The organism is Thalassobacillus pellis (assembly GCF_016908295.1).
GTDB lineage: Bacteria > Bacillota > Bacilli > Bacillales > Halobacillaceae > Thalassobacillus > Thalassobacillus pellis.
Window position 1 is genome coordinate 164798 of record NZ_JAFBDO010000002.1, and the last position, 12847, is coordinate 177644.

Annotated in this window: 14 protein-coding genes; 13 read left to right on the top strand and 1 reads right to left on the bottom strand. The window is 41.6% G+C overall.

The genetic code is table 11. From position 1 onward, the window contains the following. Nucleotides 1–52 precede the first annotated feature (52 nt). Nucleotides 53–1024 carry an asparaginase gene (locus JOC33_RS06635; RefSeq protein ID WP_205091720.1) on the bottom strand — a complete coding sequence of 324 codons (972 nt, stop codon included), beginning with the start codon at nt 1022–1024 and terminating at the stop codon, nt 53–55. An 89-nt stretch (nt 1025–1113) separates the two neighbouring features. Here JOC33_RS06635 and prsW point away from each other — a divergent pair, with 89 nt between their 5' ends. The 13 genes from prsW to JOC33_RS06700 all read left to right on the top strand — a co-directional run bounded on the left by prsW (nt 1114) and on the right by JOC33_RS06700 (nt 12826). Beyond that, a complete protein-coding gene (gene prsW / locus JOC33_RS06640) occupies nt 1114–1785 on the top strand; it encodes a glutamic-type intramembrane protease PrsW (protein WP_205091721.1) in 672 nt (223 codons plus the stop codon). Between the two features lie 413 nt (nt 1786–2198). After that, on the top strand, nt 2199–2999 hold the full coding sequence (sleB, locus tag JOC33_RS06645) for a spore cortex-lytic enzyme (protein ID WP_239534098.1): 801 nt from the start codon (nt 2199–2201) through the stop codon (nt 2997–2999). 12 nt (nt 3000–3011) lie between these two features. Next, nucleotides 3012–4355, top strand: a complete 1344-nt coding sequence (gene ypeB, locus JOC33_RS06650; RefSeq protein ID WP_205091723.1) for a germination protein YpeB — start codon at nt 3012–3014, stop codon at nt 4353–4355. A 112-nt stretch (nt 4356–4467) separates the two neighbouring features. Continuing rightward, nucleotides 4468–5106, top strand: a complete 639-nt coding sequence (locus tag JOC33_RS06655) for a flagellar brake domain-containing protein (protein WP_205091724.1) — start codon at nt 4468–4470, stop codon at nt 5104–5106. Between the two features lie 20 nt (nt 5107–5126). Further along, entirely contained in the window at nt 5127–5309 is a 183-nt protein-coding gene (locus tag JOC33_RS06660; protein ID WP_205091725.1) for a DUF5359 family protein, read from the top strand. 164 nt (nt 5310–5473) lie between these two features. Further along, a complete protein-coding gene (cmk, locus tag JOC33_RS06665; protein WP_205092450.1) occupies nt 5474–6148 on the top strand; it encodes a (d)CMP kinase in 675 nt (224 codons plus the stop codon). A 12-nt stretch (nt 6149–6160) separates the two neighbouring features. Continuing rightward, nucleotides 6161–6739 (top strand): lysophospholipid acyltransferase family protein, encoded by a 579-nt coding sequence (locus JOC33_RS06670; protein ID WP_205091726.1) that lies wholly within the window; start codon nt 6161–6163, stop codon nt 6737–6739. A gap of 105 nt (nt 6740–6844) precedes the next feature. Further along, on the top strand, nt 6845–7987 hold the full coding sequence (gene rpsA / locus JOC33_RS06675; protein ID WP_205091727.1) for a 30S ribosomal protein S1: 1143 nt from the start codon (nt 6845–6847) through the stop codon (nt 7985–7987). Nucleotides 7988–8002: 15 nt separating this feature from the next. Further along, nucleotides 8003–9040: a type 2 isopentenyl-diphosphate Delta-isomerase gene (gene fni / locus JOC33_RS06680; RefSeq protein ID WP_205091728.1), complete on the top strand. Its 1038-nt coding sequence runs from the start codon at nt 8003–8005 to the stop codon at nt 9038–9040. A gap of 216 nt (nt 9041–9256) precedes the next feature. Further along, complete coding sequence (locus JOC33_RS06685; protein ID WP_205091729.1) at nt 9257–9850, top strand: YphA family membrane protein; 594 nt, start codon at nt 9257–9259, stop codon at nt 9848–9850. Nucleotides 9851–10120: 270 nt separating this feature from the next. Further along, nucleotides 10121–11431, top strand: coding sequence for a ribosome biogenesis GTPase Der (gene der, locus JOC33_RS06690; RefSeq protein WP_205091730.1), 1311 nt, complete (start codon nt 10121–10123; stop codon nt 11429–11431). Between the two features lie 16 nt (nt 11432–11447). After that, nucleotides 11448–12485 carry an NAD(P)H-dependent glycerol-3-phosphate dehydrogenase gene (locus JOC33_RS06695; protein WP_205091731.1) on the top strand — a complete coding sequence of 346 codons (1038 nt, stop codon included), beginning with the start codon at nt 11448–11450 and terminating at the stop codon, nt 12483–12485. 80 nt (nt 12486–12565) lie between these two features. Further along, nucleotides 12566–12826 carry a stage VI sporulation protein F gene (locus JOC33_RS06700; RefSeq protein ID WP_205091732.1) on the top strand — a complete coding sequence of 87 codons (261 nt, stop codon included), beginning with the start codon at nt 12566–12568 and terminating at the stop codon, nt 12824–12826. Nucleotides 12827–12847: the final 21 nt, after the last annotated feature.

A 12847-nucleotide genomic window follows, 5' to 3' on the forward strand; every position in this document is an offset into this window, starting at 1 on the left:
AAAACGAAAGAGCATGCGAAAAACCGCAAGCTCTTTCGTTTTTTACTATATTTCAATAATCGAACATAGGTGCTAATTCTGTAGGATTTTTAGTCATTTCCAGAGCTACCAAGAGTTTAATTCTTGCTTTAGGTCCAGTCAGCCCGTTCGCAAATATGATGCCTGCTTCCCGTAATTTCCTTCCACCACCTTCATAAGCATAAGTATCCTGCACGATTCCCTGATAACAACGCGACACTAGTACAACAGGAATTCCTTGAGCCAGTATTTCTTTCAATGGCTGGACCGTGTCAGGAGGCAAATTGCCTTGGCCCAGTGCTTCAATTACAAGCCCATCAAGCGGGTTATTCATTAGAGCCTTGAATATGGTTCCATCCATACCTGCATATGCTTTGACAAGAGACACATGCTTATTAATCTGTTGGATTGGATAGGAATCACGATTGGAAAGCTTATGGTGGAAAAATACATCCCGCTTTGTTGTAATGCCAATTGGTCCATATTGGGGGCTTTGAAAAGTGGCCACATTGCTGGTTGACGTTTTTGTTACATTTTTTGCGGTATGGATCTCATCATTCATGACGACTAGTACACCTTTATCTTGAGCTTCGTCACTCGCTGCAACCCTGGTGCCAGTAATTAGGTTATAGAGTCCGTCTGCACCGATTTCATTACTGGAACGCATCGCTCCTGTAACCACTATCGGCTTTCTCGTTTGCAGAAATAAATCCAAAAAGTAAGCAGTCTCTTCCAATGTATCTGTTCCATGGGTGATTACCACTCCGTCAAGTTCATTCTTGGCAAGCTGTTCATGAATTTTCCTGCCAAGGGTAAGCATGTGGTCCGGGGTGATATGCGGGGATGGGATATGGAATAGTATTTCTTCTTCGATTTGTACAGATTCAATGTTCGCCGCAGCGATTTTTTGCAGTGGGTGGCCGTCCCCGGTGTCTACTTCACCTGTCTCTTTATTTTCTTTCATAGATATCGTGCCACCTGTATGGATAATTAATATTTTTTTCATTCGATCACCTGCTCCATATCAAATATTCCTTTTCTCTCTTCTACATGATACGATTATTTTAATTAGAATGAAAGGGAGGTGAGAAGAGGATGTTTACCATATTGACATTCGCGATAGCGCCTGCTTTAGGTTTGATGACATTTATCTATTTGAAGAAACGAATCGAACTGGAGCCGCTGCCAATGATCATACGTACATTTTTATTAGGGGCAGTCCTTGTATTTCCGTTAATGTTCATGCAGTATGTGTTCAAGGCTGAAGGTATCATCCCTTCTCCCGTCTTACAATCATTCATTCTTGCTGGTTTACTGGAAGAGTTTTTTAAATGGTTCATATTCTTATTTGCTGTATATAAACATAGGGAGTTCGACCATCCTTATGATGGCATCATTTACGGAGTCGCAATCAGCCTGGGATTTGCCACCGTAGAGAACATACTGTATCTTCTCTCTCATGGGGTGGAATATGCGTGGGGAAGAGCGATATTCCCTGTGTCTTCCCATGCTTTATTTGGAATTTTAATGGGATATTATGTTGGTAAGGCGAAATTCAACACGGAAAAAACCAAACTGTGTCTTGCCTTTGCATTGTGGATTCCGGTTGCTCTGCATGGTCTTTACGATATGATTTTAACTACTACAACTAATATCTGGATGATGCTGATGATCCCTTTCATGATCGGACTGTGGTTCTTAGGATTAAAGAAAATCAAGCTGGCCAACCATCATACGGAGTCGTATTTGAAACAGAAAGCAGAGTAGGCTGCAGATGCTGAAAGTGAGTAAAAACAGACTTACTGGTGATGAGGCTGGAAATAAAAAAATAGAGAAGATGTGATTGAAAGAGCGGTCTGTATGGAGTTTTACCTCCATACAGACCGCTTTGTCTTTGATGTGGTAAAAATGGATGTTGATGGATAACCTCTGAAGCGGTCACCTCCAGCGCCTGCCCCTCGATGTAGTGGCCACATGATGACGGATTTTTGTGTCTGATGTTATTGCTATAACCGAAGTCTATTTACAGAAGCTAATTCAGGCAGCAGCATTTTTTTGTGTATAAAATATGCTTTCATTCAAAAGCTATCATTAGTATTTATGAAAATAGAAGGTCCAGGAGGCGAGAACAAGTAATGTCCAAGAAGCGATCATTCCTGTACGTTGGTTTAGCAGTGCTGATGATGATAATAATGACCACTTCGTACCCAGGTAAACCTGTGGAAGCTTTTTCGAATCAAGTGATCCAGCAAGGGGCAGTTGGCGACGATGTTATTGAATTGCAAGCTAGATTACAATACCTTGGATTTTATAATGGTAATATTGATGGGGTTTTTGGGTGGGGAACCTACTGGGCCCTGCGTAATTTCCAATACGAATTTGGGTTGGAAATCGACGGCCTTGCCGGGTCAGAGACAAAACAAAAGCTGGCTGATGCTAGCAAGTACGATGAAAACTTCGTGAAAAAACAAATCAGAAAAGGTAGAGACTTTACTTATTATGGTGGTATTCCAAAGAAGCAACAAGTAGAGAAAAAAAATACTGGAGGTCAACAGCAGCCCAAGGAGAAAAAACAGCAGCAAGCTGACCAGCCAAGCAATACTGCTGTCAATGTCCCAAACGGCTATTCACAAAACGACATTCAACTCATGGCAAATGCGGTATATGGAGAAGCCAGGGGAGAGCCTTATGTCGGACAAGTTGCAGTCGCTTCAGTCATACTTAACCGTATTGAAAGTGCCAGTTTTCCCAACACGGTTGCAGGAGTGATATTCGAGCCGAGAGCATTTACTGCAGTAGCGGATGGTCAGATTTGGCTTACCCCAAATGAAACAGCAAAACGTGCAGTCATGGATGCAATCAATGGCTGGGACCCTTCCGGTAATGCGATTTATTACTTTAATCCGAAAACGGCGACATCCAACTGGATATGGTCGAGACCGCAAATCAAACAAATCGGAAAACACATTTTCTGTAAATAGGAGGTGACAAACATGGCACGATGGATATTAATCTCCATTTTAACTCTTGGGCTTGTCGGAGCAGGGGTATGGGGGTATCAGGAGCATCAGGATAAGAATGCGATTTTGATTCAGGCAGAAAACTCTTACCAGCGGGCTTTCCACGACTTGTCCTATCATACCGACTTATTACATGACAAGATAGGGACAGTTTTAGCAATGAATACTCAACAGCAGTTATCGCCTCAGTTGGCAAAAATTTGGAGGCTGGCCTCAGAGGCTCAGGCAGATGTAGGACAATTGCCACTGGCATTGCTCCCGTTTAATAAGACAGAGGAGTTCCTTCATGATATAGGTGATTTTACGTATCGGGCAGCTATCCGTGATCTTTCCAACAAACCACTGACAGATGAAGAGGTTAAAACACTGGAACAACTATATGAACAAAGTGGTGTGATTAAGAATGAACTAAGAAAAGTACAGCATATGGTTCTCGAGAATAATCTCAGGTGGATGGATGTACAATTGGCTTTGGCTACTAATGATACACAGGGAGATAACACCATCATTGATGGTTTCCAAACAGTTGAAAAGTCCGTAGCAGGCTTCGGTGAAGAAGATGCTGGACCTACTTTAACAGGGGTTTCTCGCGAAAATCATGAGTTCCGCGGCTTGAACGGGGAAGAAATCACTGAAAAGCAAGCATTAGAAATTGCCAGAAAACTATTTGCTCTTGACAAGGGGCAGAAGCTGAATGTGACTAAAACGAGCAAAGGTGCAGACGTACAAACCTATATGGTTTCTTATCAGAAAGGTGACGAAAACGGCTACGCTGATATATCAGTTAAAGGTGGACACCCATTGAACGTCATGGTGGAACGTCCGGTCAATAAAACAAAAATAAGCCTTCACGAGGGGCAGCAAAAAGCAGAAGAATACTTGAAGCAATTCAAATTACCTGGTTTAGAATTAATTCAGAGCAGACAGTATGAAAAAGAAGGGGTATTTACCTATGTAAGTACTATCGATGGGGTAAGGATTTATCCCGATTCCATTCATGTGAAAGCAGCCTTGGATAATGGAGATATACTTGCAATGACCTCAAGAGACTATTTCATGAATCATGAGAAAAGGGATATCAAAAAACCCGCAATTTCAGAGGAGCAAGCCAGGTCTAAAGTGAATCCAAATGTCGAAATAAGAGAACATAATTTGGCCATCATTGAAAGTGACCTTGCAGAAGAAGTATTGTGCTATGAGTTCTTGGGTACCATGAATGGAAATACCTATCGAATTTTTATAAATGCGATGGATGGTTCAGAAGAAAAAGTTGAACAGTTAAAAGCAACAGAAATAAAATTTTCCAGTGAAGTCTGAGGAAGGGGATAATTCCCTTCCCCTTTTTTATTCTTTCTGAGATAATAAGAGAAGCATTACTAATTACCCAGTCAGAAAGAAGTGGTTCAAGATGATAGGAATCGGAACTTCTGTGAGTCTAGAACAAATAACCATGGATAAAGAAATGGATCGATTTAAAAGTAAAGTGGTTGAGATTAAAGGACAATTCCTTTATCTGACTTATCCGATTAGCGAGAGGACTGGAAAGACCGGGATTTTTTTTGAAGGTACTCCATTCAGATTGAAATTCGTCGGTAAGGATCAGACTGCTTATATGTTCGATACAGAGATTATGGCTCGAAAGAAAATAAAAATTCCTGTTCTTGTTTTTCATTTACCTGAGCCGGATAAAATCATCCGAATACAACGAAGAGAGTATGTAAGGGTGGAAACTGCTGTTGATATCGCCATAGAACCTTATGGAGAAGTTACTTCACCTGTTTCCACTATAACGTTGGATATAAGTGGTGGTGGAGCTGCAGTAGTATTGCCAGCGTTACATAATCTTCAAGCCTTCCAGGAGATTGATATGATGCTTGTGCTTCCTATGTATGACGGTAAAATGCGTTATGTGGATGCTTCGGGGAGAATTGTCCGTATCAAGCAAAGTGAAAATGGCAGAGATATAGCTTCGGTTAAATTTTTAGACATTTCGGATCAAGACCGTCAGTCGGTGATTCAATTTTGTTTTGAGCGCCAGCTCTACATGAAGAGGAAGGGTGTTCAATAAAAAAATCAGGAGGCGGGCAAGTGGGAATTCTAAAGAAAACGGAAAAAATCATCATTGGAGCACTGTTGGCTCATGGGTTACTTCTGATCATAGCACAGTTTCTACTTCTAAATACGGAATGGTTTATCCAGATACAGCCTGTTTATGACTATATAGGGGTATATATTCAGCAGGATGGTTCCGGGGATGTAATGGATTTTTAAAGGTGATTTATGTTATTCTTTTTAAGGATAAATGAATAGGATGTTCTTGAAGGAATCACGTATAGACACGATGATAAAAATACAAATGACGGTTTATTGGACGTGCTTTCTTCTGCTGGAAAGGCGTCTTTTTTCAAGTGATGAGAAAGAGAGTGGTGGATGATTTGGAGACAAAGCTAGCAATCGCGATAGACGGACCGGCAGCAGCCGGAAAAAGTACAGTAGCAAAAAAAGTGGCAAAACAGCTTGGATACATATATATCGATACTGGGGCTATGTATCGCGCATTAACTTGGGCCGCAATTAAAAAAAAGACTGATTTGGAATCAGAAGATGATCTCAAGGAGTTATTATCGGGAACTGACATTGCTCTTGAAATGGAACAGGACGGGCAACGGGTGTTTGTTAACAATGTTGATATAACTGATGAGATTCGAACCCAGGAAGTGACAAATAATGTTTCCCTCGTAGCAAAACATGGGAAAGTACGTCATGAGATGGTCAAGCGTCAGCAGCAGCTGGCTGGTAAGCGTGGTGTGGTCATGGATGGAAGAGATATAGGCACACATGTGCTGCCCGATGCAGAAGTTAAGATTTTCATGATCGCTTCGGTAGAAGAGCGTGCAGAAAGAAGGCATAAGGAAAATCTGGAAAAAGGATTTCCTTCTGATCTTATCGAATTGAAAGAAGAGATCAGAAAAAGGGATGAAATAGATTCGGAAAGAAAAGTTGCCCCGTTGGTCAAAGCAGCCGGTGCTGTTGAAATCGACACAACCTCCCTTTCTATTGATGAAGTAGTGGAACGTATTATTGAGGTTGTAGAAAGGAAATCGAGCTAAGGAGCAGTCGACATGAATTTATATAAAGTAGGGAAATTCTTATGCAGTGTTATTTTTTATCCTTTATACCGCATTAAAGTCGTAGGCAGGGAAAACATACCTAAGGAAGGTCCGGTAATCATTTGTTCCAATCATATATCAAATGTTGACCCGCCCGTCGTTGGAATAACTAGCTCTCGTGATATACATTTTATGGCTAAAGAGGAGTTGTTCAGAAAAAAAATTATTGGCACTATTCTTCTCAATGTTAATGCTTTCCCGGTTAAAAGAGGAATGCGTGATCGTAATGCTCTAAGGGGCGGGTTGAAAATATTAGAAGAAAATAAGGTGCTTGGACTTTTCCCGGAAGGAACTAGAAGTAAGAACGGGGAAGTAGGAGAAGGGCTCGCTGGAGCAGGTTTTTTTGCATTAAGATCAACAGCCTGGGTCGTGCCTTGTGCCATTATCGGTCCATATAAACCATTCAAACGGTTGAAAGTAGTATACGGGCCACCGATTGATATGCAAAGCTACAGGGATGGAAAAGCAACTGCAAGAGAAACAACTGATATGATTATGAAAGAAATCAAAAAATTAACAAAAAATCAATAATTCCAATAAGTAATTACTTGACAAAAGTACTTAAATATTAGAAGTTAGACAAAAGGACATTAATAGAAGTGATGTAGTGTCGGATTTTGAAGGAGGTAGCTTGGTATGGATGAAATGAATCAAGAAGTATCAGGAATGCAGGAATTCTCTACAGGTGACATCGTCACAGGGAAAGTAGTAAAAGTGGAAGAAAAACAAGTGCTTGTTGATATTGGATATAAAGTGGAAGGTATCGTTCCTATCAGTGAACTTTCCAGTCTCCATGTAGAGAAAGCGGCAGACGTGGTGAGTGAAGGGGATGAAATCAAACTTCAAGTCAAGAAAGTAGAAGATGATGAGATTGTACTTTCCAAACGTGCTGTGGATGCAGATAAAGCATGGGATGATCTTGAGCAAAAGTACGAGAGCGGTGAAGTTTTCGAAGCGGAGGTCAAAGATATCGTCAAGGGCGGTCTGGTAGTTGATGTAGGACTTCGGGGCTTCATACCAGCATCCTTGGTAGAAACCTATTACGTCGAAAATTTCGATGAATATAAAGGTAAGCCTTTAACGCTCAAGGTAGTAGAACTGGACCGTGAGCAAAATCGTGTCATCCTTTCTCACCGTGCTGTGGTAGAAGATGAAGAGTCCTCCAAAAAACAAGAAATTCTTAACTCACTAGAAGAAGGTCAGGTCATCGAAGGCACAGTACAGCGAATCACTGATTTTGGTGCATTCGTTAATTTGGGTGGAATTGACGGACTTGTGCATATTTCCCAACTTTCCCACTCACACGTAGAAAAAGCATCAGACGTAGTAGAAGAAGGGCAGAAGATCGAAGTGAAGGTCTTATCTGTCGACCGGGATAATGAACGTATTTCTTTATCTTACAAGGAAACACAACCAGGTCCGTGGCATGACTTGGAATCTCGCGTTGAGCGTGGAGCTGTGTTGTCAGGTAAAGTTAAACGTCTTGTTAACTTTGGCGCTTTCATTGAAGTCTTCCCTGGCGTTGAGGGGCTGGTGCACATTTCTCAAATTGCCAACCGTCATATTGGGACACCAGACGAGGTGCTTGATGTCGGACAGGAAGTAAAAGTAAAGGTGCTTGATGTTGATGAGCAGGCAAAACGACTATCATTAAGCATTAAAGAGCTTGAACGTGATGAAAGCCGCCAAGAGCTTAAACAGTATGAAAAAGAAGACGATCACTCTGGTTTCCAATTAGGTGATATGATTGGAAATAAACTGGACAAATATAAAAACTAAGTTGGTGGGAAGGATATGTCTCGAGAAGAACGTAAGATCGACCATATCCGCCATGCCCTCAGTCATCCGAAAAGTGTACTCAACCATTTTGATGAGGTGCAAATCATCCATCAGAGTCATACCTCATCTGAATGGGAAAAGCTAAATATCCGCACGGAAGTAGGCGAACTTAATTTAAGTTCGCCTCTTTTCGTCAATGCGATGACAGGTGGAGGCGGAAAGAAAACGGAAGCAATCAATCGAAGTTTAGCGGAAGTAGCACATGAAACGGGTATCGCTATGGCAGTAGGATCGCAAATGTCAGCGATTAAAAACCCGGAAGAAGAGTCTAGCTACCGGATAACCAGAAAAGTAAATCCCCATGGGATAATTTTTGCGAATGTAGGTAGTGAAGCCACTTTAGATCAGGCGAAAAAAGCAGTGGATATGATTGAAGCCAATGCCTTGCAAATCCATCTGAATCCCTTACAGGAATTGGTCATGCCGGAAGGAGACCGTGATTTCAGCTGTCGTATGTCAAATATCAGTCAAATAGTCGACCAGGTTGAGGTACCTGTCCTCATTAAAGAGGTCGGTTTTGGTATTTCACGGGAAACTGCCATCAAAATGAAAGAACTAGGTGTCAGCTATATCGATGTCGGTGGCCGTGGCGGCACTAACTTTTCGATGGTGGAAAACAAAAGAAGAGACAAGCCCTTGTCTGCATACGATGATTGGGGTATCCCTACTCCTATTTCTATCATGGAAGTGAACGATATTTTTCCGGAAAGCCATATTATCGCTTCTGGCGGAATCAGACATGGGCTTGACGGCGTTAAAGCTCTTGTATTAGGTGCTCGGGCATTCGGAATGGCAGGCAGTCTTTTGGAGGTTTTAGTGGAGGAAGGGCAAGAAGCACTAATCGAAAAAATCCATACCATTCACCAGGAGGTAAAGATTGCGATGATGCTGTTAGAAGCTGAATATATTAATGAACTGAGCGGCAAGCCTCATGTTTTTTTCGGGAGAACCAGAGAATGGATCACCCAGAGAAGGAACGAAAAGATGTCCTGAATAAGTACTTCAGGGCATCTTTTTTATACGTTTAGCGAGTATAAGTTAAAAAAATAAAGCCCTCGGCGTTACCACTGTAACCTAATTGGCTTAAACAAGCACGTGCATCAGGGACTTTGCTGTTTAAAAAGCCTTTTAATCAACCATAATGATAAAGGTAAACAATACAATGACATTATGCCAAGATGTTCTACAAGGCAGGAAAGGGCACCGGAAATGAGTTTTCAATTTTACTGGTATTTATGGATGATTTGGATTATTGTAATCTTTTTTTATCAAAATCCAATCAAAGGCCGTATCTATTCCATATGGTTAATGGTTGCCATCATTCTTACTGGACATCTCTTAAGTATGGATGATGTTTCCATTACTTGGACACTTGTCTACCTTTGGGGAAGTAGTCTCTTTATGGTGATGGGAAATTCCTTGTCCACCAAAAAGTGGACATATCTGCTTTTGTTCAGCCTGAGTATGTCCAGTGTGCAATTATTTATATTCCTTAACCCAGTCTGGTATATGTTAGCAAGCGATTTATTCATTATCTTAGCAGGATATCTGATGTTATCAATTTTAACCGCTGATACGCTCTTACGTATGAAAATGTGGCTGTTTATTTCATCTACTGGCGTGTTTACAAGTGACTATATATTATACAGTTATGGGCTTCAGTCGGTGATAGGCTCCACTGATGATCTGGTATTGTGTGTAAAAGGAATAGTTATTTTCATTATGCTGTTTGCCCTGCGGACTTGGAAGCACCGAATCAAAAATTCTGCCAGACTCATCAAGATGAAAAAACACACAGCTTAATGCGCTAAGTGGTTTAGGGAAAGTAATTGTTTCAAAGCCGCATGTTTGCTAAAATAATGAAGGAAACATACAGCATCGACACATGGGGGGTTGACTCCATAAAAGCGCAAGACCCACGGCATGCCTCCATAATAATTGGAAGCTGCCTATTCAAGCCATGGGTCATCAGCTTTAGGGGTCACCTCCATTTTAATTTATACATGTCGAATTTTGCGGTATAAATATTTAAAATAATTGCAGATAAATGTAGAAAGAAAGGATGACCCTTTCATGAGAAAATCAGTAGTTGCAATCGTTGGCAGGCCAAATGTTGGTAAATCTACTATCTTCAACCGATTAGTAGGCGATCGGATTTCGATCGTTGAAGATATTCCAGGGGTTACCCGGGATCGTATCTATGCCCAGGGTGAATGGCTGACTACCACCTTTAATGTCATTGATACTGGTGGAATAGAAATAGGGGACGAGCCATTGCTTGTCCAGATGCGTGAACAAGCCCAAGTTGCCATCGACGAGGCTGATGTCATCATATTTATGGTAAATGGCAGAGACGGTATCACTGGAGCGGACGAAGAAGTTGCAAAAATATTGTTCAAATCAAATAAACCAGTAGTACTTGCGGTTAATAAGGTCGATAATCCTGAAATGCGGGAAAATATCTATGAATTCTATTCGCTTGGATTCGGAGAGCCATTCCCAATTTCAGGAACACATGGGCTGGGGCTTGGAGATTTGCTTGACGAAGTTGTCAAACATTTTCCGGAAATGTCCACAGAAGAAGAGGAAGATGATATCATTCGGTTCAGTTTGATCGGACGGCCGAACGTAGGGAAATCTTCCTTAGTAAATGCGCTTCTTGGCCAGGACAGGGTAATCGTCAGCGATATTGCTGGTACTACCAGGGATGCGATTGATACACCATTTACTAAAGATGGAAGAGATTTCGTTATTATAGATACAGCCGGCATGCGAAAAAAAGGTAAGATATATGAATCTACAGAAAAATACAGCATTCTTCGTGCATTAAAAGCGATCGAGCGTTCAGATGTTGTCTTGACGCTTATTGATGCAGATGAAGGTATTATCGAACAGGACAAAAAAATTGCCGGTTATGCCCATGAAGCAGGAAAAGCAGTCGTGATTGTCGTGAACAAATGGGACACGGTCGATACAGACGAAAAATCCATGAAAGAATTCGAGGAGAAAGTTCGTGCTCATTTTCAGTATTTAAGTTATGCGCCGATTGTTTTTCTTTCTGCCAAGACGAGAAAGAGGACCCACACGTTGCTTCCGAAAGTGCTTCAGGCCAGTGAAAATCATGCTAAAAGGGTGCAGACCAATATATTGAACGAAGTTATCATGGATGCATTGGCAATGAACCCTACACCGACAGTGAAAGGCCAACGCTTGAAAATTTTTTATGCGGCCCAGGTATCAGTCAAGCCGCCAACCTTTGTCGTATTTGTTAATGAACCCGAATTAATGCATTTCTCATATAAAAGGTTCCTGGAAAATCGGATCAGGGAAGCTTTCGGTTTCGAAGGTACTCCAATCAAGATATTAGCCAGAAAACGGACTTGATGAAAGGAGAATGGAGATGGAAAAAGTTGCAGTACTGGGAGCGGGAAGCTGGGGAACTGCCCTTGCACTCGTTCTTGCCGATAACGGAAATGATGTACGTTTATGGACACACCGTAAAGAGCAAGCAGAAGAAATTAATCAGAAGCACACCAATAATAAGTACCTTAAAGGAGTAAAGCTTCCAGATGCTATTGTTGCCCATCATGTACTCGATAGTGCCGTCGAAGGTGCTGACCATATCATTCTGGTAGTGCCTACGAAAGCAATGCGTGAAGTTTGCCAGCGCCTTTCAAGCACATTGAGCCATTCGGTAACGCTTACGCATGCATCAAAAGGAATTGAGCCTTCCTCATACAAACGGGTTTCCGAAGTGATTTCCGAGGAACTTCCAGCTGATAAGCTTGAGGGAATCGTTGTTCTTTCCGGTCCAAGCCATGCGGAAGAAGTGGTACAGCGCCAGCCTACTACGGTTACTGTTTCATCAGAAAATCTTGTAACAGCTGAGCAAGTACAGGATATTTTTATCAATGAAAAATTTCGTGTCTACACTTCCCCGGATATTGTAGGAGTAGAATTAGGCGGTGCATTGAAAAACATCATTGCATTAGGTGCTGGAATATCAGACGGTCTCGGGTACGGGGACAATGCTAAAGCTGCATTGATCACCCGCGGATTGGCTGAAATAGCCAGACTGGGAACTTCTATGGGAGCAAACCCACTTACCTTTGCAGGGTTGTCAGGAGTGGGTGATTTGATTGTCACCTGTACCAGTCCACACAGTCGTAACTGGCGTGCCGGCAATTTACTGGGTAAAGGGAATGACCTTGAAAAAGTCCTTGAAGAAATGGGCATGGTGGTAGAAGGTGTAAGAACGACAAAGGCAGCTTATCAATTTTCCAAAGAACAATCCGTGGAAATGCCAATTACAGACGGTATTTATCGGATTTTGTTTGAGGGTGCAAAGCCGAAGGACGTTGTTGACGAATTAATGACAAGAGGCCGGCGTCATGAAATGGAAGATTTAAGCAACCTTCTCGGTGAACGCTACTCCTGATTTCAATCAGCGATCTCACTCACACTCCCTCCCTGCATGCATATAATATCTTGAATGTTATGCACGAGGAGGGACTTTTAGTGAGTGGTTTCCAAAAGAATTTGTTTGATCAAATTCAGAAGAATGCAAATGTTACGCCTGATGAAATATTCAAGGTAGCGGATTCCGTGAAAAACGCAGATTTTACTAATGAACAGACAATTCGTAATTTGGTCAGGCAATTATCGAAAATGGCTAATAAACCAGTTTCCAAAGCGAAGGAAGACAAAATTGTTAAAGCGATTATCAACCAGAATATGCCACTTGATATGAATAGTCTAAACCAATTATTTAAAAAATAATCAGTTGTTAGGCACGTGAGG

Excerpts from the sequence above, each read along its gene's own strand:
- JOC33_RS06635 (WP_205091720.1), bottom strand. The coding sequence starts at position 1,024 with ATGAAAAAAATATTAATTATCCATACAGGTGGCACGATATCTATGAAA.
- prsW (WP_205091721.1), top strand. The coding sequence starts at position 1,114 with ATGTTTACCATATTGACATTCGCGATAGCGCCTGCTTTAGGTTTGATG.
- sleB (WP_239534098.1), top strand. The coding sequence starts at position 2,199 with ATGATGATAATAATGACCACTTCGTACCCAGGTAAACCTGTGGAAGCT.
- ypeB (WP_205091723.1), top strand. The coding sequence starts at position 3,012 with ATGGCACGATGGATATTAATCTCCATTTTAACTCTTGGGCTTGTCGGA.
- JOC33_RS06670 (WP_205091726.1), top strand. The coding sequence starts at position 6,161 with ATGAATTTATATAAAGTAGGGAAATTCTTATGCAGTGTTATTTTTTAT.
- rpsA (WP_205091727.1), top strand. The coding sequence starts at position 6,845 with ATGGATGAAATGAATCAAGAAGTATCAGGAATGCAGGAATTCTCTACA.
- fni (WP_205091728.1), top strand. The coding sequence starts at position 8,003 with ATGTCTCGAGAAGAACGTAAGATCGACCATATCCGCCATGCCCTCAGT.
- JOC33_RS06685 (WP_205091729.1), top strand. The coding sequence starts at position 9,257 with ATGAGTTTTCAATTTTACTGGTATTTATGGATGATTTGGATTATTGTA.
- der (WP_205091730.1), top strand. The coding sequence starts at position 10,121 with ATGAGAAAATCAGTAGTTGCAATCGTTGGCAGGCCAAATGTTGGTAAA.
- JOC33_RS06695 (WP_205091731.1), top strand. The coding sequence starts at position 11,448 with ATGGAAAAAGTTGCAGTACTGGGAGCGGGAAGCTGGGGAACTGCCCTT.